Source organism: Flavobacterium sp. ST-158 (assembly GCF_058309975.1).
The window spans coordinates 519,841-541,090 of the sequence record NZ_JBZEEN010000001.1; the positions used below are offsets into that span (position 1 = coordinate 519,841).

The window sequence follows — 21,250 nt, forward strand, 5'->3', positions numbered from 1 at the left end:
TCATTGTAAAGAAACTATTACCAAGCAAGGGCATTCTTGACATAAGTGCCTTTAGATTTACTTCGCGCTATAGCATCGAGTTGTTTGAGCATATCCGGTTTTTTTTGCTCTATATCACGTTTCAAAAAGACATATTCTTGCGTGTTGTAGATTTTTATTTTTTCATCAATAATTTGATGTTTCAATTGATACTTGACCAATTCAGCAATAATAACATTCTTGTCTAAATCTTTGGTAAGCCCCTCCATCTCTAATTTTTTCCAATTTTTCATAGCAACTTTATTGGCTTGATTCTTGTTTTTATAGGCAAGCCATATACTCACTTGCTTTGGAGTTAAAATTTGGGCAATTTCTTCATATTGTAGAGGTTCTTTTAAGGGGAGTTTACTTGTCAAATCATTTATTTCATTTTCATATCGAATTCTTTCGAGTTTGGAGTATTTAGATAAAATAGTGTCGATTTGGGGCTTAGATAGTTGCGTTTCTTTTTCGTATTTGATAATTGATGAAAAAAGATTGTCTTTGAATATACCTGCTGATAAAATATTTGCTCGTACCAAGACTGGAGGCTGTTGCAGCAGCAGTTTATTATTTATTGCCTCTATCATTTTTTTATCATGTTTTTCAGCTTTAGGATCCAGAAAAATATTTTTGGTTAAATGATAATTTAGAACCTGATTGTACTCACTTCCATTTTTTTCATCTGTAACTAGTTTGAGTTGTTTTATTCTATCCCAATCTTTATTGGCATCCTTTATTGATTGTTCTTTGTATATAATTCGTAATAGAGATGCGTATTTTGCTTTAGATAAAATTAAGTTTAGTTTGGAGTCATAAAAAGCAATGGTTTCTTTTGCATCCAATGAAGAAGTATTAGTTAAGTCGTCATTTTCTTTGCGTATTTCGTTTACTTCTTTCGGTTCAAGTTTTAGTTGTGAAGCAAACTTCAAAGCCACTAAAAAGCGATTTTCTTTGTTATTTTCATATTGAAAAGCATCTAATTCTTCTGGGGATAAAATAAGTTTCAGGAAATTAGAATCAACAGTATAATAAGATTTTAGTTGGTTAATAGGCTCGCCTTTAGTTAAGCTAATAGTGGCTAGACTATCGGCGGTAAAAAGTTTTCGACCTATTTTGACTTTTTTGTCTTCGGTTAATTGTACTTTGCTATTTACTTCTTCTATTTTATAAAGAATGTGTGCAGGAAATTGTTGTGTAAGTCCCTGGTTTTGTTGCGCCTGACACAGGGTAGAAGAACAGAGTAAGGCAAAAATTAGTTTTTTCATGTTTTATGATTTTTGATTTTTGATTGTTATTATTTTATAATTATTTAATTAATACCACGTTCGCTCTCCATTATCATCCATTATAAAAGGACGTTCTAGTTTTTTGGAATCGCTTGCTAGAAATAAAAGCAAAGCGTTTTTAGGAACTTTATTAAATAACATTGAAGTGATAGGACTACTTACTTCTCGGCTATCCACCAGTTTCCAGCCATTGTTCCAATAAAATAATTTATAAGTAACTCCCAATTTGAATCGGAGGTATTTATCGGCTTCAGTTATGGTTACGTCTCTAGTTTGTGCGAGGTCAGGAAGCAATACTTTAGGTTCTTTGTCACCAACAACAATTGGTGCACCTGCAGGAACTAATTTTCCGTTGCTGTAATATTGAGGAATCAAAACAGTCCCTTTACAAATAGAACTGAAAATTGTTTTTCCGTTTTCAACTTTCCCCCACCAAAAAGGTCTCCACGACAAGCCGTTAAAAGTGGTAGCGTAAACAATTTTAGTTGGTGTTGTAGTTGGATATAAAGAGCATTGTACATCTGTAGTTTCCCAATAGTCTTTGGTTACGTCTATGTAATTTTCTTGTTTCAAAAATGCAGTAGGGATATTGTTTTTATCCTCAAAACTAGCCAGTGTTTCTGGCTGTTTAGAATAGGTCAATCGCAGCACTTTGGCGGGTTCTCGTTTTAAATTTTCTCCAAAATCTTTCGAACCATAATCGCAATTATAAGAAGTCATCGCATCATCAAAAAAAGTATTCATAAAATGTCCTCCTGTGGCAGTCGCCCAATACGGAATTACATTTACAGCTGCTGGAATACCTTGTGAACGCATAATATATACACCAAGATCGGCGATGTCAGGACAAGGTCCTTGTTTTCTTAACAGTAATTGTAAAGCACTTAGTCTTGGCAAAGGTTCTTTGCTTGCTTCACCCCAAGTATTGGTAAACCAAGTATCATAATCGCCTTTTAAATAGAATAAAACTTGTTTAAACCCCTTAGATGGAATTTGTTCGTTAATCCATTTGAATTTTTCAGCATACACAGTGCGCCAATCCTGTAAAGGTTCTACACTCACTCTGTAAGGCAAGATGTATTCACAAAAATCGGCAAATGTAATATTCTTCATTGTGGAAGTCTGCCAAGCCTGAAAAGCTTTTTCGAGATTTTGTATCAAATAATCGCCTGTTAGGGTTTCGATATCTTTGTAAGTTACTGGTTTAGGTTTAAGTCCCGGGTTTTGTTTTTTTATGATTTCGAAAGCGGTTTTAGCTTGCTCGAAATCAGGATAATCCAGCTCGTTATAGGCTATTTTTTTGCCAGCAGCATCTTCCCAATAATAATTAGAAGAGGAATGAATATCCATGTTGGAAACCAAAAACTGCATTGCTTTAATTTTTAAAGTATCGCCCGTTTTGTTGGCATACTCTAATGCTTTTTCAAGTTCCACTCGGTTGTTTCCTGCTTTTTTTAAAACCGTTTCAACTGAGGCAGAATATTGTGCTTTTACTAAAAAAGGAAGTAGAAACAAGAGAGCTTTAAGAGTTAGTCGCATATTTATTTTAAAAATTGTATTTATTATTCTTATTGTATTTGAAATTCTTTTCTATTTTCTTTTCGATGAGTTAAGTTTTTCAATAAAACCCCGCATATATTTTTATATCGATTTACTTTTTCGGATGGTATTTTTGGTTTGAGCTGGATAATTCCCTGAGCTATTGTAATAGCTTTAGTGCTGTCCTTGTTTTTTAAATAGGCTTCTAGTAAAAGCATTCGATAGGAGAACTTAGTCGGATTCAAGGCAATTAGCGTTTCATATTCCTTAATGGCTTGAGGATATTGCTCCAATTTTTCATAATTTTTTCCTGCTCCAGTAAATAGTGATGGAAGAGCACTCAATGTTTGTGCTTTTTTATAACAAACTATTGCTTCTTGAAAATTTTGTGCTCTAAAATGGATTCGACCATAGTTTTCCCAGTAATAACTATCTTCTTCTAAGTAAGGTTTCAGTGTACACATAATCTGCAGGGCTTGTTCGTAGTATCCTGATTCTTTTAAAAGTTTTGCTTTTTTGTTTTGATTATCAGCTATAGCCATTCCAAAAAGAAAATACAATAAATACAGGCTAATGGTGATTTGTAACGTTTTAGAAATAATGGAAAGTTTATTGTTTTCAATAAATAAAAGAAATCTAGGAAGTTTTATTGGTTTTAAAGTACTGCAAATGATGGCGGCATAAACTACCAACAAACACATTATAGGCACAATCTGCATGGTAGAATTAACCATAGACATTCCTATAAAAGCTACAACCCCGGCATAACTTAAATTGAAAATATTTTTTTTTGTTTTGGAAATAGTTTCAACATTGTCTTGATGATTAAGTTTATTCCGATAGGTTCGATTTTTCTCTTTTACAGTAATGAGAAGTGAACCAAAAAAAAGAACAATTAGTACTAATCCAATACTCCCCCCTTCAACTGCATTTTGAAGCAATTCATTGTGTGGCATAATTACAGAACCTGCATTCTCTAATTCCTCAGGTGTAGCTTTTCCTTTTTGAATATAGTTAGCTTGATATAAATTATATTCTCTTTCAAAATAACCATAACCATAACCCATTACGGGTTTATCAGTTATCATAAAAGCAGATAACCTCCAAATAAATTTCCTGCCGTCAGCCGAGGCTTTTTTAGCGTTATACAATTGAGAACTTAATGGAATAAGAATCAGTAAACCTAGAATCAATAAAGCTTTGGCAGTGGTTTTGTTCTTCTTATCTTTTGCCCAAGCTATAAAGTCATATTCTAATCCATAAAATATAATGACTGACAAGACAGTACCTATAAATGCAGCTCGGCATTTAAGCAATAGCAGAGCAAGTAACAAAGAAAGAAAACCTGCCCAAACAATTTTTTTGTATTTCTCTCGAAACAAAAACAAGAATACAGGGACAGTAAGTGCTAAAAAAATAGCCGTAACATTAGGGTTGCTCCAGCTGCCCGTAACTGCAAAATTTTTGTTGGCAGTTGTGAAATATCCAAAAAACTGACAAAGACAATAGAGTGATTCTAGTGTTGCAATTCCAGTAATACCAATAAAAAACAGTTTGAATTTAAAATTAGATGTGCTAAAAAGTGTACTTGCTTTTAGAAGTAAAAAATAAAGTACAGCACAATAAATGGTGAAAACTGATGTTCCCGTATTAGTGAAATAATGAAGCAGTACATAACAACACCATAATCCAAATAAAAGCAGAGGAACTTTAAGGATTAAACCGGTATTTTTTGTTGAATTTAAAAAAGAAGAACTAATTACAAAAGACAACGCAATTGTACAGAAACCATAATAAGCAAAAGCAGTGGAACTATAAAAAGTTTCAGTATTAAATAATCCTATTGCTATGGTAATAAGTAGTAAGACAGTTAGTAACTGTATTGGATTGAGTATTGTTTTTTTCAAATTAGATATTTTTTATAAAAAATTACCTGCAAACATATTAGAGTAAAATCAATGAAACAATACCCACTTTAGGTGATATTTTACGATATCAATATTTTTATTAATTTAAAAACAAAACACAATGTCTAATAAATTAAACTCAATTAAACACTAATAAAAACCAAATTATTTACACTTTTACTAATAAATTCAACTCCAATCCACCTTATTGTAAACGTTTACAAAATAAAAAAAATAAGATTTTGCTTAAATTATCTTATTGCAGTAAATTGTCCTTTTTGAAAATTGAAATTTAAGATTTTTTTTTCGGAAGAAGAACATCACGAAATGAGTAAACTCAAAAGTTATTCTAAAAAATATTTGAGTTACTTTAAAAAGCTCAGAAATATTTTTTAGAAATAACTTTTCCTATTACATAAATCTACATTTTAAATTTATCTTCTCATTTTCCTTTTAGCAGAACTCTTTGGAACATCATCAGTCAATTCAGAAGAGAAACTAATTTTATACTAATTACGGATTTGAATTCTAATCTTTGATTGCCCATATAGGCAAAATTTCTAATACACTTTTGAGAATTTACTTCAGGATATACTTTTTCTATTTTCGTTTAAATCCGATTCACAAAATCATTGGCTTCTTTACCAAAATCAAAATCGGGACTTTAGTATTTTTGATTTTTTCATCAGATCAAAACTGAATTTTCCAATTAATTAAAAAAGGACTTAACCTTCTCTTTTCGTTTGTTTCTTTTTACTGTGCTAAGTGACCAAATACGCAACAACCTATTATATATCTGAATGCCATCTTGAATCTGTTAGTATAGCTATGAAATACTAACGACATACTTGAATATAGAGTTGCTTCTATAGGTATTTATTTCCTTAGCTACTGTTTTACAGCTGGATATATGTATCAATTTAAGTACGTATTGATGTAACTATGTTGTTACTTACGTAGGTACGCATAGCCTTATATGTGTTTCTAAATACAAAAAAATGCAGCTATGTAAATGCAATGACTATTCTTACCCAAATTACCTGCTTACTTGCAGTACAGCAGCCTTACAATCATTCCGGTAGTTTACCAGGCAGGCTTGACGTCATTCTTTCTTTCTGACAATCAACCAATCATTCAGGCTAGCTGGATAACAAGCATCAACACTTTCCGGCAGTCGTGAAATCTAGTATTCCTGCAATCAGGCAGGCTGATTTGCCTACTTGCCTGAACATGTACAATCTGCTCTTCCTGAAATCATTAGCACAAAAGCCAATCTATTTTATTCGAGTGTATTCCCGTTAAAACATTGCATTTGGACTGGAGTACGACACAATCCTTTCTGAAAGAGGGGGTTATTTTTAATAACGGATTTAAACAAACGACTTTTAATATACAAGAGGTAACAGGAACGGCATTAAGCCGTTTTTCCCTGATATATTCAATCCGGTTCCACCGACAGGCGGACGGATTATCTGTTCACCAGAACAGAGCAAGATACTATTATGAAAACCTAATTTTTTTCTGTTTTTTTTTAGAAAAAAGAAAATCAGAAGTGCGCATTCTTTTAAGAGTCGGAGTCTTATATGGCATTTGGAGACACTCTTTGTCCATACTAAAAATTATGCGCTTTTACTGTCATGTATTTACTTTGTGAATGATTCTATTACGTTTTTAATATGTTTTGAAAAAAGCAAGCAGGAGTTGGGCAGAGCCCTACTCGCTTGCCTCTTTACTGGCGTTACAGAGGATTTTAGTATACCGGAAGTATACTTTTAGCCATTCAGGCTAGCTATAACAACGAAAATGGTATACTACAGGGTATATCACCATTTAGAAAAGATTGATTTGGGTTTAGAAAACAATTGGCAATGAAACAGAGAGATACCAACAGTATCCGTTATTCAAAAGAAACGGACGAAAAGATGGAAAAGCTGACTAAAAGTCTTGGACGGAGCAAGAAAGAACTATTCTGTCAAATGGTGGATTACTTTTACCGAAGCAAAAAAGATCCTTCAGACCCCGGAGATGAGATACTCAAACGGGAACTATCTTCGGGTATCAGTCGCATTATATCCTTTATCCGTCAGCAAGAAAAAGATTTTCTGTTGCCTTTATTTACCGACATTGTTGTATTAAAAACTGTTTCTTTAAGACAAAAAGAAGTTTTGGAAGGAATAGGAAAACATCTTTTAACCGAAAGTGAGCAAACTTCTGCTATTGTCAAACGCAGTGAACAGCTACTAAATGGATTGAAACACATTGTTTCAAAACAGAAAGAAAAAGAAATTCTAAAAGAACAATTTACCCAATTGTTTGATTATTACATCAACCAACGAGAGCAAATGGATTGGACAACTTCAGGAATAAAGAAAGAAGAACTCGTTGTTCATATAAAACAATCCCTCAAAAATCTGTAAAATTATGTATATAAATATATCGGATTCTGAGACAGGAAATAATAAAGGAAGTTCAGGACAATTGGTAGGTTATTTAGAGAAAGAAAACCGTACGGCGCTTGCAGAAAGAAGAGAAAACGAACTATGGTTCAATAACCTTAGCAAAGATATCACTCCGCAGGAAGTACGTGTGAAAATTGATAACAATGTAGCTAAGTTAAGCCGGAACGATGCAAAGTTTTTCTTGATTAACATCAGTCCTAGTCCAAAAGAAATCAGCTACCTCAAAGAACAGTTTGGAGAGAAAGGTACTGAAGAAGAATTGAAAAAGTATGCAGCTTATGTAATGGATGCCTATGCCCATAATTTTAAACGTACCGGTATAGAAAGTGGAAAAGATCTATTATGGTACGGAAAATTAGAACACCATCGTTACTATCATCACACCGATGAAGAAGTAAAACAAGGAACCGTAAAGGTAGGAGAACCTAAAACAGGGGAGCAAATGCACATTCAGGTTATCGTCAGTCGTAAGGATACTACCAATAAAATCAAGCTGAGTCCTATGAATACTTCCAGAGGACGTAATCAACAACATTCAGCTAAGCTCGGGCAGTTTGACCGAGTAGCTTTTAAGGAATCTGGTGAAATTCTTTTTGACAAAATGTTCAATTACAACCGTCCGTTAAAAGATTCAATGACCTATGCACTCACAATGAAAAACGGAAATACCGAACAAAAAAGTGCGATCCATTTGCTGGATCAACTTGAAAGTAAACTGACTGATACGGAAAAGCTAAAAGTTCCTAATGTTGCAAAGAATATTTACCAAAATAACAAAACAGATTTGGCCCAACTCATAGGTATCATTGGGGATTCTGTGGTAAACATTTTGGGTACTCTGTTCTCTTCCGAACTGTTGGATTATGAGCATACAGAAGATCAGGTTCCTCATTTTAAGAAGAAGAAAAAAAGAAAAAGACGTCCTCCGGGAATATAAGTCTGTATTTATAATCCTGTTATAAACAAGTACACTTACCATTCAAATCCGAATATTTACAGCTATCTTCTACAGTTATTTTTTTATTTAACGGATCAGGGAAACACTAAACTTTTTTCACTTTTTAATAACGATTTGCAAGCAACATCCGCATCTAATTCAGCACTTAGCTTCTCCACAATTTCTTTGATTTGAATAACTTCTTGTTTTTCGATTTTTGAAAATTTATGAAGAATTACCATGTGCTTCTCTATGAATGGGAAGAAATCAGTCCAAAAATGAGCAAAAAGGAAATTGTATTTTTGAAGTGATGAATCGGCATACAAACACATATTCCATAATGTTTCATTGGAAACATAATTAGGCATGTAATAGGTCTTTACAAAAATGAAAGTTCTACAGAAAGACTGAAAAAACAATCCAAATAGATTTTCAATTCCTTGATAGTTTTGCGCATCGCTATCGGCTATCGTGATAATCTGTGAGGCTACTGCTTTGACAGGTCTGTAATGAAAATACAAATCAGCATGATAAGGTTCATGAGGTGCTTCCCAGTGAAAACCTGCATGATAATTACTGGACGAATAGATTCGATGATTATCTTTGATTATGGTAGCGAAAAAACTCTGATAGCAATAAAGGTTGTTTTGAATCCAACTTCTGTTATGACCAATCAAAACAAACTCAGAACTGTATCCCAGTTTACTTTTTAAGGATTGATTGATGGAATGTAGTTTTTCATTACTGACATTATTAGCGATTATCAGGAGATAATAGATTGTTTTTTCACCATATATTTTTTTATGATACAAATAAATCTCTTCGGTATCTAATGATTTAATGATAGTTTGAAGCACCAATTCCGGAACTTGATTTTGCGATTTATCTTCAAGATTAAGTAAAACTTCTTTCTTTGTTGGTACTTTGTTTAACTTTACTTTTTTAATGTGTTTTTTCAATTCTCCAAATCGTTCTACAACTAATTCAGAGAGTTTTTGTTCCACAATCTCAATGGCTTCGAACATTTTATTGTCGTAAAGAAGTTCATTTTCAGCTGATGCTTCTTTTGCTTTTTCAAATAATTGAGGCAAATGGTATTTACTGGGACAATCCTTTACAAAGTTTTTCTGGATTTCAGGAACATAGCTTGTTAGATTAGTAATTCTTTCATCTAAACTAAGATGATCGGACTTATATCCTGTATATAATTCCTCCAAATAGTCAAAGTGGTATTCTATCAGTCTGGAATAAGAGGTAAAAACACTATTAGCGATTCCTTCTTCAATTAATTTTTGGATTTCGGAATTATAAAGGTCATGATCGTGGTGAAATCGCTCTTGATAAGCATTGAATTTTTTTTTGTACTTCTTCCAATCTCTTTTTATATACAACAGATTATCTACATTTTCTTTTTGATAGATCATAGCTGAAGGACTGCAATACAATTCAACAAAAGGACAAGCCAAATAACAACGATGATGAAGTTTCGAAGTGTAAATAAAGAAGACAGCAATATTGAACTGTTCTTTTACTTTTTTAACCCATTTATGTTGCTGTAATACGATAGCATCTACATTCTTCTCTACATGAATGATTAAATGTGCTGCTGTAGCTGCCTGTCCCTTGGTAAAGAACATTTGAATGATACTATACTGATTCAATAATTGTTTCAGTATATTTTCCACCAACTCATTGTTGAGATGTGGGAATGATAGTTGATGGGAAGCTTTCATAATTTTACTTTTTTTAATTGATACCTGTCTGAAAAATTGTATTTTTGTTTAATACACTGCAAGTAAGGAATAGATTGTACCGTACCGAACTATTTGGAATTGTATCTTACTACTACTGGCTTGTAAAATACCAACAGACTTTACTTTTTAGAAATTTTAATATCTTTGAGCCATGAACACAGGAACTAAAACAAAACATATTGGTAGAAATATAAGCCGTATCAGAGAGCTTAAAGGAATGAAACAAGAAGCCCTAGCGCAAGCAATTGGTGTGAGTCAACAATCTGTTTCAAACATTGAAGGAAGTGAAGTTGTAGATGAAGACAAATTAAAAGCTATTGCGGAAGTGTTAGGTGTGTCTGCAGAAGCTATCAAAAACTATAGTGATGAAACGGTTCTTCAAAATATCCAAAATAATTATGAAGGTTCAGTAATCAATAGTGGCCCTACAGTAAATCATAATTGCACATTCAATCCTCTTGATAAAGTAGTTGAATTATATGAAAGATTACTTCAAGCTGAAAAAGATAAAGTGGAATATTTGGAAAAGCTACTAAAATCTAAATAAAATTCCCAAATATATTAATTCCAACAAGAGGCTCTTTTTAAGAGTCTCTTTGTTGTTAAAAGCATTATTATTTGTTGAAAAAACACTACTAAAAACATCATGAATAAGATTATAAAACTTAGGGTAAAGAAAGAAGTTGACAGGGCAAATGAACTTAAAGTTTTAAAATTAAAAGGAACTTTAATTTCTAAAGGCTTCACTGAAATCATTCATATTGAAGATGAAAATGAGGATTTTTATCTAAACACTTTTTCAACCGAACCAGAGCAAAAAAAGGAAGCTGAAAATTATGTTTTGGAATATATTTCAAATAACAATTTGAGCGATACCATTTCATTAATTGAGACGGTAAAAAAATAATTTTTGATTGATTTTATTACAGTCAGACTATCCACAAAAACCTTCGGATAAATCCTCAGAATTTTGCGGATTGATTAGAAGATAAAGCCCAAAAGAGTACACTTCATTTAGGCTTTGTTTGTTATTGGAATTTAGATGAAGTATACCCTTTTCAAAGATTCTTAAAAAGAGTTTTTTAACTGCTGATATTCCTGTCAGACCATCCTCAAAAACCTTCGGATAAATCCTCAGAATTTTGCGAATAAAAAAGGAGAATATTTCCTGAAAGCGTACACTTCTTTTGAACTTAATTTTTAATTGGAATTTTAGAAGTGTACCCTTTCTGAAGAGTTTAAAATTGATTAGATTTCTTAAAAATCATTTTAAAGTTTTCAGACTCCAATTCAAAGGAGAAAAATCCAGCTAAGGTATTGAACATTGTCAAAAGAAGTGCGCATAATGACAAGCCTTGTGCCAAGGCCTGTCACCCTTCGGGACTTATAGCACCTCTTTTGACAATATTCAATGAGAGTACGGCTTTCTTTTTTTCCTTTTTCTTTTAAATTAATGTTTAGTATCGTTTTGTTGCACAATTTTGCGTTTTCCGGTTTCCCTACTAGATTTTTCTATCCTAATCAAAATTTGACCAGGATTGTAGTTGTCTAAGATGAATAATATCTTAGTATCTAACTTTTAAAAGCTCCAAGATTGCCTCGTTCCTGCAATCGGCCAGATGTCCGTTTGTATCACAAACGATATCTGGCTGCCCTTTACTCGGAACTCGTGGACAGTGACACTGCAAAATAAAAGAGTGCTGAAAACAAGCCAAAGAAAGCTTTAAATTTCTAAAAAAGTCGAATAAATGCTAAAAGATAGATGATGAAAGAGCAAAACGACAACCGAACCAAGTGGCTTCATATCCGTTTGAAGCCGGAAGAACTACAAAAAATTGAAAAAAAATTTCACAAAACGACCTGTAGAAAACTGAGTGAATATGCTCGAAAAATACTGCTAGACAAACCCATAACGACCTTTTATCGGAATCAATCTCTGGATGAATTTATGAATGAAATGATACGTCTAAGAAACGAATTACAAGCCATTGAAAATAACTTTAATCAATCGGTCAAAAAACTCCATACACTTCAACAAATTTCGGAGTTCAAAAACTAGATTATCAGCAATGAAATACAACAAAAAATTCTTTTAAATAAAGTGGAAGAAATCAAAAAACACATTCAAAAAATAGCTGAGAAATGGTTAGGATAATAAAAACTGGAAATTCGATTCACAGCGTTTTGAATCAAATTAAAAACAAACTGATTAAATAATTTAAAAACAGAAAACAACCTAAAATATTATAAAAATGAAAGCAACGTAATGGTTGAAATTTTAATATCCCGTTACGATCTCTTTATTTCCAAAAAAATCCAAACGCATATCACAACTAATCTATCAGCAACAGAAATAGAAAAATATTATGGCAATAGAGTGAGAAGCCGTTTACGTATGATGGTTAATTTGATTGGATTTGACAAGAATATTGAGGATAAACGAGTTTAATAAGTACGTTAATAAGTCAATAGTAGATAAAATAAATTAATCAGAATTATTCGCTATTTTGGTAATCCATATAAACGGCGGATTATGAAGATAAATAAAATAAAAATTGAAAATTTTAGACTTTTAAAAAACTTTCAATTAGATCTCGAAAATGAATTGTCATTGGTTATTGGTAAAAATAATTGTGGAAAAACTTCTTTATTGGCTGTATTAGATAAATTTTTAAATCAGTCGGATAAAAATAAATTTTCATTTGATGATTTTAATATAGATTTTAAGAATGAAATTAAAACTTTAGTTGAGAATCCTGTCGAAGACGATGAGATTTTTGAACAAAAAGGCATCAAGTTAAAATTATTTATTGAGTACAATGAAGAAGATAATTTATCTAATATTTCCAGAGTAATGATGGATTTAGACCCTAATAATAATTTTATTGTTTTAGGTTTTGAATATGTTCTTGATTTGGAAAAATTGAATAAATTAAGGATTGATTATAATGAATTTACAAGAAAAGAAGCATTAAAAATCAAAAAGAAAAAAGATAATGAACCAAAGTTTTTAAAAGATCTATTTTATTTTTTAAAAGCAAATCATCAAGATTACTTTGTTTTTGCTAAAAAATCTATAGAATTTGATTTAAGAACTAATGAAGAGAATGATCTAAAATTTATTGATTTAATACAAGAAAAAATAAGTATTAAAGAAATAATTAATTTTAAATTTATTAGTGCTAAACGCGAGGTTTCTAATAAAGAAGTAGATAAAACTTTATCTATACAAACTTCCAAAATCTACAAAAAGACAGAGGCAAGTGATGAGCAACAAGAGGCTATCGATGATTTTAAAGATAAATTAAGTGATACTGATTTTGTATTAAGTGATATTTATTCAAACTTATTTAATAATGTTATTGAAAAAGTTAAAACCTTTGGTGGTGTCAAAAAAGATGATTCAATTATTAAAATAGTTTCAACGCTGCAACATCGCGAATTACTTGAAGGGAATACAACAGTTATGTACAATCATAACGAAAATTCATTGCCGGAACATTACAATGGGCTTGGGTATATGAATTTAATAAGTATGATATTCGAAATTGAAATACTTATTCAAGATTTTAAAAATGGTAAAGATGAAAAACCTTCAGATATAAATTTACTATTCATTGAAGAGCCTGAAGCACATACTCATCCACAGATGCAATATGTATTTATTAAAAACATCAAGGATTTATTAAAACAAGGGATTAAAAGAGATTATGGTCAAAGTGGAGAATTACAATCTATAATAAGCACACACTCTTCTCATATTGTTTCTGAAAGTAATTTTGATGATATTAAATACTTAAAAAAGAATAACAAGAATTCTGTAATTGCAAAAAACTTAAAAGAATTAAAAGAAGAATATAAAGCAAATACGAAACAATATGAATTTCTGAAACAATATCTCACAATCAATAGAGCCGAAATATTCTTTGCCGACAAAGCAATATTAATTGAAGGAGATACTGAAAGAATTTTGTTTCCTACTTTGATGAAAAAATATGATATTGACGAAGAAAAGAAACATAAAAACCTCGGGACTATAGATGATTCACTTCCTCTACTTTCTCAAAACATTTCAATTATAGAAGTTGGCGCATATTCGCAAATTTTTGAAAAATTCATAGAATTTATTGGAATAAAAACATTAGTTATAACTGATTTAGACACAATAGCGCCAAATGGTAAAAAATGTGAACCATCAATTGGGATTAGCTATTCTAACGATGCTTTATCTTTTTTCTTTAAGAATCCAACATTAATTGATTTAAAAGGATTTACTATTCAAAACAAGATTTTTAGTTATTCTAATAGTTTATGGAATGTTGATATTAATGGCAAACTATGCGTTGTTTATCAAATACTAGAAAATGGATTTAATTCTCGCAGTTTTGAAGACTCTTTTATTCATTTGAACAGAGATTTTATTACTCCATTAAAAGATGAATTTAAAGGTTTGCAAAATCACACAGATTTTGATAATGTAGAAAATAACGCTTATCAATTAGCGGAACATTGTATTAAGAAAAAAACTCATTTTGCTTTGGATATATTATACCATAGCAACGATGATTTTAGTAATTGGCAAATACCCGGATATATAAAAGAAGGATTGTTATGGTTGAAACAGGATTAGTTTTAGAAAAAAAAGATGAGTTTCAACAAATTATGGAACACATCAAAAATGGCAATAACTTTCTTTTAAGTGGCGGTGCTGGAAGCGGGAAAACTTATTCTCTTGTACAAGTTATTAAACAAGTTATTGAAGACAATCCAACTTCTAAAGTTGCTTGTATGACATATACCAATGCAGCCGTTAAAGAGATTGAAGAGAGGGTAAATCATGATAATTTGAATGTAACAACCATTCACGATTTTCTGTGGGACAACATCAAACATTTTCAAAAAGAACTTAAATCTACTCTTGTGAAATTAATAAATGATGAAAATGAAACAAAAATAAAAATTGAAAATGTAACAATTGTGTTCCCTGACTATTTTGATAGTTTAGAAGAAGATATTCAATATAAAGAGTATTTGCGACTTAAAGAAGGTATTATTTCTCACGATGAATTACTAATTGTTGCCAACAGTATGTTTCAATGTTTCCCAAAACTATGTGATATTCTAAAAGACAGATACCAATTTATATTTATTGATGAATATCAGGATACTCACAGAGAAGTAATTGAAATATTACTTAACCAATTAAATCAGAGCAAAAAGAAAAATATAATTGGTTTTTTTGGTGATGCAATGCAGTCAATTTATCCTGATGGCATAGGTAATTTGGATGATTATAAAGGTGATGATGTACAAAAGGTGAAAGAAGTAAAGAAAGAACAGAATAGAAGAAACCCAAGATTAGTTTATGAATTAGCAAATAGATTAAGAGTTAATACTGATGGTTTGGTTCAAACTCATTCCGATGATAATTCTGCGCCCAATATGTCGGATGGTATTGTGAAAGATGGAAATATAAAATTTGCTTATTCAAATGATGGTAATTTACAAACTTTTAGAGATTATCTAGGTTGGGATTTTTCAGATTCAAAACAAACAAAGGAATTAAATCTAACACATAATTTAATAGCAGGAAAAGCTGGATTTCCAAGTTTAATGGAAATATATGATCGTGATAGAATCATTGAACTGAAAAATAAAATTACAAAAAAAATTAAAGACGAAAATATTGAAGTTACTGAAGAAGCTACATTTGGAGAGATTATAGATAAAGTGAATTTAGCTGTAAATCCCTCAACACAAATTGGACAGTTCCTTACTCAAAACAATGATTTATATCTAACTGCAAGGAACTACCCATTTACAGTTTTTCGAAAAATTTATTTAGACAAAGACCAATTACTTGATGATAAAAAACAGGACAAGGAAGATGAAAATAAAAAAGGTTCAAAAAGAGACCATTTAATAAAGCATCTCTTCAAAATTCAAAATAATATCTCATTATATCAAAACAAACAGTATAATGACTTTTTGAGAGTTACCGATTTCAGGCATAAATTTAAAAGTATTGAAGAAAAAAGAATATTGCAAAAAAACATTAATGAATTAGTTGATGTTGGAAATAAAACCATCGAACAAATAATTAATGAAGCAAACGAAAAAGGAATTTGTCTTATTGATGATAATTTACTGAAATTCATAAATGAAAAAGAGTACGTGTTTAATCGAGTAAAAAACGTAGCATTTGCCGAATTTCAAAAGTTATATGAGTATTTAGAAGGTGCTACTCCGTTTTCAACACAACATAAAACAAAGGGAGATGAATTCAATAATGTATTCGTTATTCTGGATAATGGTAAGTGGAATCAGTATAATTTTGAATCTTTATTTTTAAATACAGGTACACCGAGTGTTTTGGAGAGAACTCAAAAAATATTTTACGTTTGTTGCACACGAGCAAAAGAAAATTTAGCTGTTTACTATCATAATCCCAAACCAGTTGTTATTGAAAAGGCAAAAGAATTATTTGGGGCTGGTAATGTGGTTTGTTTAGATTAATAGAAGTGTAAAATAATTAATTAAAAAGAAGTTCAACAATAATGACTAGATCAGAAGAGTGGGCGTATAATTTATGTAGAGATTCTTTTTTCTCACTGTTTAGCTTTGTTAATCCTATTGGTAAAAAAGGGAAAGAACTTTGCGATGTTATTATTATTTGTGGCAAGGATATAGTATTAATTTCTGTAAAAGAAATTAATATAAATCTAACCCATAACTATGATGTTGATTACAACAGATGGAATACACGTGCAATTGAAGATTCTGTAAAACAATTAAATGGAGCAGAACGCTTTTTAAAAACAGTTTATTCATTTAAACTGAAAGGTTCAGAGGAAGAGATTGAATTACCAATAGAAAAAAACTTTTTCAAAATTGCTTTAGCGATTGGAGGAAGAGGCAAATTTCCTATTCCTGAATCTATTCGAAATAATGGATATGTTAACATTATGGATGAAGTTTCATTTCATTCAATTACTATGGAACTTGATACAATAACAGATTTCATTAGTTATTTAAGAGAAAAACAAACCAAACTATCAAATGTTTATTTTACAGGTAATGGAGAAGAAGATTTGTTAGCGTATTATTTATTCAATGATTTTAATTTTCCAGATAAAACCTATTTAGTTTTTGATGAAGGATTATATAAAAGCCTCAAAAAAGATAAATTTTATATTAAAGAAAAAAAAGAAAGACAAGAAAGTTATATCTGGGATTTCATAATTAATCATTCTGCTCAAAATCATTTTACCCAAAACGGTTACAATACCAAATCTTTAAATAATTTGATGAAAGCCTATGAGATTATGGCGCAAGAAACAAGATTTGAAAGAGTAAAATTAGTAAACAATTTAAATGAGGTAATTAAAACTAATATCAGGGCAAGAATTTATTTTTCCTCCTCATTTAATCACGTCATTTATGTTTTTGTTTCTGGAAAATTTAATAACCAAAAGGAAAGATTAAAAGAATTAGAGATTAGATGTATGGTTGCTGCCTTTTTAATGAATAAATCGGCTGTTGTAATAGGTATTGCTTGGGAAATTCAAAAAGACACAGAAGTATATGACGTAGTGTATCATAATTACAATAATGTATGGAATGATAAATTGGATAAATCCTCATTAATTGCAATTTATGAACTTGGGTATTTTAAAAAGCATTACGATCAAATAATATTAAACGGATAGTTAATTGAAATTTATGAATAATTTTGCTAACCCATCTACTCAAAAATCAAAAGGGATTGACTACTATCGAAATCCCTCACCTCGAAATATATTTTTACAATTAAAGTTTATAAAAATAATCACAGATTTACCTATTTTAAAAAAAATATTAAATAATTTTTTTTTTGAAAATGACTTTAAGCTCTTTTGGAGAATCTGTGGCGAACGTAATGTAAAGTTTAAAGAAATAGATGATAGTAGAAAATTTTAATCTGAAAATAAAGTCTCTGATTTACAAAATTTTAGTGATGTAATAGAGTACGAATGATTATGAATCCTTTTGCTTCTTTATTTATAACTCAATTAAAGAATAAAAACGAAGAAAGTACAACAATAACTTCTTTATTTTTTGTCCCATTTTTTTACTAAATTTGGGACAACCATTAAACCACCTCACCATGCATTCTATTCATAATCAAATAGAAGAAAAAATAAAGACCTTAAAAAAAGGAAGTATTGTTTTTGTATCAGATTTTATTGAATTAGGTACAGCCGAAAATGTAAAAAAGGTACTCTTGCGATTAGAAAAAAAAGAAGTTTTAATTCGTTTAGCACACGGTATCTATCTATATCCTAAAAAGGATAAAATACTTGGAACCCTATTCCCTTCAACCGAAGAAATTGCATTAGCCATTGCAAAAAGAGATAAAGCGAGAATAATTTCTACAGGTGTACAGGCATTGCAACAATTAGGTTTATCTACACAAGTCCCTATGAACGTAGTCTATTTGACTGATGGAGCACCAAGAAAAATCAAAGTGGGCAAAAGAACTATCACATTCAAAAAAACCACTCCCAAAAATCTGGCCATAAAAAATAAAAAACTCAACATTATAATTCAAGCATTAAAGGAGTTAGGCAAAGACAATGTAGATGAAAATGCTAAACAAAAAATTAAAACAGTATTGCAACAAATGACGATTGGGAGCATAAAAGAAGATACCGTTGCAGCACCGACATGGATTAGAAATATAATCCTTGAATTAATAAACAATGACTAATATGAACGAGTGGCTTAAACTATCCGAAAAGAGACGGATTGAAATACTAAACCAAGTCAATAATCAAACAGGACTTCCTACCGATGCTATAGAAAAAGATTGGTGGGTGACCATTACGTTAAAAGCAATATTTTCATCAAAATTTGCTCAATATTTAGTTTTCAAAGGCGGCACATCACTAAGTAAAGCTTATAACTTAATAGAACGTTTCTCGGAAGATATTGATTTATCAATTGATAGAACAATCTTAGGATTTGAAGGTGAATTATCAAAAACACAAATAAAAAAACTTCGTAAAGCTTCCGGTAATTTTATAGTAGGTGAATTTAAAGAAGAATTGATTAATCAATTAGAAAAACTTGGTGTAAATAATGAAACTTACAATTTAATCTTTGATGATGATATAGACGACACGAGTGATCCTCATCGTATAGAATTAGAATACAACTCAATCGTTGAATCAGGAGAATACATTCCGCAAAGAGTTATCATTGAATTAGGGGCTAGAGCTTTGCTAGAACCAAACGAACAAAAGACAATTCAATCAATCATTGGCAAAACATATCCGGTACAAGCTTTCACCATTCAACCATTTGAAGTAATTGTGGTAATACCAACCAAAACTTTTTTAGAAAAAATAATGTTACTACATGAAGAATTTCTAAAACCAATTGAGAACATTAGACATTACAGAATGTCAAGACATCTTTACGATATTGAAAAACTAATGAACCACGATTATGGAAAAGAAGCAATAAAAAATAAAGAGCTATTCGAAACACTAGTCCAACACCGAAGTAAATACACACCTTTAAGAGGAATTTATTATGATTTACACACACCACAAACAATAAATTTTATTCCACCAGCAGAAGTAACAGAACTTTGGAAAAAAGACTACCAAGCCATGCAGCAATTTATGATTTATGGTGAGACATTGGAGTTTGAAAATCTTATCATGAGAATGCACGAACTAAAAGAAAGATTAATAAACATATAATGGTATTAGCAGCTATATACATTCCAAGCGGAGTTTTGACACATATTTTCCGAGAAAACCATAATGGGCAAACTATTAATTTAGGGAGTAAGTTTTTTTATTATTTTGATGAAGACAAAAAAGGGAAAGTCTTTAGCTGATTCATTCTTTGTTAAAGATGGATTAATTGGTGATTTTGCAAAAGATAAGATTGAGGAAGTAATAGTTGATCTTGATAAATTACTTGATTTGAAGTTCAATAATAAGTATGTGGATATATCTGAAGATAAAAGAATATTACTCAAAGAAACCATTGAAATAATCGATGAGCCGATCATTAAAATGAAACTGATAGATATGTACAATACAATTTTTGAAGTTTCAATAGAAAATGAGATTAATGAGTTAGAAGAAAGATTAAAACATTTAAGGAATCTAAAAAATAATCAAAATGATTAGCATAAGAGAATGTATATCAGAATCAGAGTTAATATCTGTAAGAAATAAGCATATAGATTTTGTATCAATTGAAGTTGATAAAAGGATTGATTTTTATATTAATCTCTTCATGTCTATTAATTCATTTAGTATTGGAACAAAAGAAATTACTATAAAAAACAGTGTTAATAAGTTTATACGCTTAAAACAGTATGTCCCATTCATAAAAATAATTTTTGCTAATCAAAAAAAGTTTGACGAAACTAAATATTTAAATTTAAAGAAAACTGAACTTTTTAAAACAAAAGCTCAAAATGTTAATCTTGTAATTGAAAAACTTGAAAACTTAAAATCTAAAAACAAACTTATTTTAGGTTTAGATTTAAGTTTTGGAAGCCAATACAAGATAGATTATTATAATTATTTAAAAGATTCTTATTTTGAACCAATAGATTTTCTAATAAATAAAATATTTGACTACGAAAATTGGTTTTTAAATCTTGATCCAAATGGAGTTTGGGGTCCTTATCAATTAACTAAAAGTTTAGGACTCAAAGTATGTTCTTATTGCAATAGACAATATACATTTAGTCTTTCAAAAGGAAAAAACAAAATAACAAGACCTGAATTAGATCATTTTCTACCAAAAAATGAAAACCCATTATTATCATTAAGTTTTTTTAATTTAATACCATCTTGTACTATTTGTAATAGAGACTGTAAAGGAAAAATAAGTTTTTCATATCAAACACATTTTTCACCTTATGAAGCAAATTCTAAACACGATTTGATTAAGTATGATTATTACCCAAAAACTTATTTAGGTTCAATTGGAGAAACAGATGAATTTAGAATTTTTGTAAAAAATGATGGTGCAAAACTTAGCCCTGAACTTAAAGCAAAAATTGACGGTAATACTAAAGTTTTTGAATTAAATACTATAGTAAATGAGCATAAAGATGTAGTACAAGAAATAATTAAAAAAAGACATATTTCTAATGATAACTATATTGAAACATTACAAAAAACTTTTCCAGAAGCTAAACTAACTTTGGAAGAAGCATATAGATTAGCGTATGGAAATTTTTACGATGAAAAAGAATTTAATAAAAGACCTTTAGCAAAATTGACCAAAGACATAGCAGTCTCAATAGGTTCCTTAAAAAAATATTCAAAATAGT

Annotated in this window: 17 protein-coding genes; 13 read left to right on the forward strand and 4 right to left on the reverse strand. The window is 30.3% G+C overall.

Annotated elements, in window-relative coordinates:
• Positions 1-17: 17 nt before the first annotated feature.
• The 3 genes from AC4FRF_RS02170 to AC4FRF_RS02180 are packed head-to-tail and all read right to left on the reverse strand — an operon-like array spanning position 18 to position 4,753.
• Entirely contained in the window at positions 18-1,286 is a 1,269-nt protein-coding gene (locus tag AC4FRF_RS02170; RefSeq protein WP_491157802.1) for a hypothetical protein, read from the reverse strand.
• Positions 1,287-1,334: 48 nt separating this feature from the next.
• Positions 1,335-2,846, reverse strand: coding sequence for a hypothetical protein (locus AC4FRF_RS02175; RefSeq protein ID WP_491157803.1), 1,512 nt, complete (start codon positions 2,844-2,846; stop codon positions 1,335-1,337).
• 29 nt (positions 2,847-2,875) lie between these two features.
• Entirely contained in the window at positions 2,876-4,753 is a 1,878-nt protein-coding gene (locus AC4FRF_RS02180) for an O-antigen ligase family protein (RefSeq protein ID WP_491157804.1), read from the reverse strand.
• A gap of 1,868 nt (positions 4,754-6,621) precedes the next feature.
• On the opposite strand from AC4FRF_RS02180, the gene AC4FRF_RS02185 reads away from it, so the two are divergent.
• Both AC4FRF_RS02185 and AC4FRF_RS02190 read left to right on the forward strand, forming a co-directional pair.
• A complete protein-coding gene (locus AC4FRF_RS02185; RefSeq protein WP_491157805.1) occupies positions 6,622-7,170 on the forward strand; it encodes a BfmA/BtgA family mobilization protein in 549 nt (182 codons plus the stop codon).
• Between the two features lie 4 nt (positions 7,171-7,174).
• On the forward strand, positions 7,175-8,149 hold the full coding sequence (locus AC4FRF_RS02190; protein ID WP_491157806.1) for a DUF5712 family protein: 975 nt from the start codon (positions 7,175-7,177) through the stop codon (positions 8,147-8,149).
• A gap of 95 nt (positions 8,150-8,244) precedes the next feature.
• Here the strand turns inward: AC4FRF_RS02190 and AC4FRF_RS02195 are convergent, their stop codons facing one another.
• Positions 8,245-9,882: a hypothetical protein gene (locus AC4FRF_RS02195; protein WP_491157807.1), complete on the reverse strand. Its 1,638-nt coding sequence runs from the start codon at positions 9,880-9,882 to the stop codon at positions 8,245-8,247.
• A gap of 172 nt (positions 9,883-10,054) precedes the next feature.
• Between AC4FRF_RS02195 and AC4FRF_RS02200 the strand changes: the two genes are divergently transcribed.
• The 11 genes from AC4FRF_RS02200 (at position 10,055) to AC4FRF_RS02250 (ending at position 21,249) form a co-directional block, all read left to right on the forward strand.
• Positions 10,055-10,450, forward strand: coding sequence for a helix-turn-helix domain-containing protein (locus AC4FRF_RS02200; RefSeq protein ID WP_491157808.1), 396 nt, complete (start codon positions 10,055-10,057; stop codon positions 10,448-10,450).
• Positions 10,451-10,549: 99 nt separating this feature from the next.
• A complete protein-coding gene (locus tag AC4FRF_RS02205) occupies positions 10,550-10,810 on the forward strand; it encodes a hypothetical protein (RefSeq protein WP_491157810.1) in 261 nt (86 codons plus the stop codon).
• 855 nt (positions 10,811-11,665) lie between these two features.
• Positions 11,666-11,962, forward strand: coding sequence for a plasmid mobilization protein (locus AC4FRF_RS02210; RefSeq protein WP_491157811.1), 297 nt, complete (start codon positions 11,666-11,668; stop codon positions 11,960-11,962).
• 474 nt (positions 11,963-12,436) lie between these two features.
• A complete protein-coding gene (locus tag AC4FRF_RS02215; RefSeq protein WP_491157812.1) occupies positions 12,437-14,533 on the forward strand; it encodes an ATP-dependent nuclease in 2,097 nt (698 codons plus the stop codon).
• Positions 14,515-16,419, forward strand: a complete 1,905-nt coding sequence (locus AC4FRF_RS02220) for a UvrD-helicase domain-containing protein (RefSeq protein ID WP_491157813.1) — start codon at positions 14,515-14,517, stop codon at positions 16,417-16,419. Before AC4FRF_RS02215 ends, AC4FRF_RS02220 begins: the two co-directional genes overlap by 19 nt.
• 41 nt (positions 16,420-16,460) lie before the next feature.
• On the forward strand, positions 16,461-17,612 hold the full coding sequence (locus AC4FRF_RS02225; protein WP_491157814.1) for a hypothetical protein: 1,152 nt from the start codon (positions 16,461-16,463) through the stop codon (positions 17,610-17,612).
• Between the two features lie 13 nt (positions 17,613-17,625).
• Positions 17,626-17,862: a hypothetical protein gene (locus tag AC4FRF_RS02230; protein ID WP_491157815.1), complete on the forward strand. Its 237-nt coding sequence runs from the start codon at positions 17,626-17,628 to the stop codon at positions 17,860-17,862.
• A 187-nt stretch (positions 17,863-18,049) separates the two neighbouring features.
• The gene (locus AC4FRF_RS02235; RefSeq protein WP_491157816.1) at positions 18,050-18,652 is read left to right on the forward strand and encodes a DUF6088 family protein; all 603 of its coding nucleotides are present in this window, start codon (positions 18,050-18,052) and stop codon (positions 18,650-18,652) included.
• Position 18,653: 1 nt separating this feature from the next.
• Complete coding sequence (locus AC4FRF_RS02240; RefSeq protein ID WP_491157817.1) at positions 18,654-19,652, forward strand: nucleotidyl transferase AbiEii/AbiGii toxin family protein; 999 nt, start codon at positions 18,654-18,656, stop codon at positions 19,650-19,652.
• Positions 19,653-19,757: 105 nt separating this feature from the next.
• A complete protein-coding gene (locus AC4FRF_RS02245) occupies positions 19,758-20,090 on the forward strand; it encodes a hypothetical protein (RefSeq protein ID WP_491157818.1) in 333 nt (110 codons plus the stop codon).
• The gene (locus tag AC4FRF_RS02250; protein WP_491157819.1) at positions 20,083-21,249 is read left to right on the forward strand and encodes a hypothetical protein; all 1,167 of its coding nucleotides are present in this window, start codon (positions 20,083-20,085) and stop codon (positions 21,247-21,249) included. Before AC4FRF_RS02245 ends, AC4FRF_RS02250 begins: the two co-directional genes overlap by 8 nt.
• Position 21,250: the final 1 nt, after the last annotated feature.

Bases quoted from the DNA above. Each gene is read 5' to 3' on its own strand.
- AC4FRF_RS02170 (WP_491157802.1), bottom strand. From the start codon at position 1,286: ATGAAAAAACTAATTTTTGCCTTACTCTGTTCTTCTACCCTGTGTCAG.
- AC4FRF_RS02175 (WP_491157803.1), bottom strand. From the start codon at position 2,846: ATGCGACTAACTCTTAAAGCTCTCTTGTTTCTACTTCCTTTTTTAGTA.
- AC4FRF_RS02185 (WP_491157805.1), top strand. From the start codon at position 6,622: ATGAAACAGAGAGATACCAACAGTATCCGTTATTCAAAAGAAACGGAC.
- AC4FRF_RS02190 (WP_491157806.1), top strand. From the start codon at position 7,175: ATGTATATAAATATATCGGATTCTGAGACAGGAAATAATAAAGGAAGT.
- AC4FRF_RS02195 (WP_491157807.1), bottom strand. From the start codon at position 9,882: ATGAAAGCTTCCCATCAACTATCATTCCCACATCTCAACAATGAGTTG.
- AC4FRF_RS02200 (WP_491157808.1), top strand. From the start codon at position 10,055: ATGAACACAGGAACTAAAACAAAACATATTGGTAGAAATATAAGCCGT.
- AC4FRF_RS02205 (WP_491157810.1), top strand. From the start codon at position 10,550: ATGAATAAGATTATAAAACTTAGGGTAAAGAAAGAAGTTGACAGGGCA.
- AC4FRF_RS02210 (WP_491157811.1), top strand. From the start codon at position 11,666: ATGATGAAAGAGCAAAACGACAACCGAACCAAGTGGCTTCATATCCGT.
- AC4FRF_RS02215 (WP_491157812.1), top strand. From the start codon at position 12,437: ATGAAGATAAATAAAATAAAAATTGAAAATTTTAGACTTTTAAAAAAC.
- AC4FRF_RS02220 (WP_491157813.1), top strand. From the start codon at position 14,515: ATGGTTGAAACAGGATTAGTTTTAGAAAAAAAAGATGAGTTTCAACAA.
- AC4FRF_RS02225 (WP_491157814.1), top strand. From the start codon at position 16,461: ATGACTAGATCAGAAGAGTGGGCGTATAATTTATGTAGAGATTCTTTT.
- AC4FRF_RS02230 (WP_491157815.1), top strand. From the start codon at position 17,626: ATGAATAATTTTGCTAACCCATCTACTCAAAAATCAAAAGGGATTGAC.
- AC4FRF_RS02235 (WP_491157816.1), top strand. From the start codon at position 18,050: ATGCATTCTATTCATAATCAAATAGAAGAAAAAATAAAGACCTTAAAA.
- AC4FRF_RS02240 (WP_491157817.1), top strand. From the start codon at position 18,654: ATGAACGAGTGGCTTAAACTATCCGAAAAGAGACGGATTGAAATACTA.
- AC4FRF_RS02250 (WP_491157819.1), top strand. From the start codon at position 20,083: ATGATTAGCATAAGAGAATGTATATCAGAATCAGAGTTAATATCTGTA.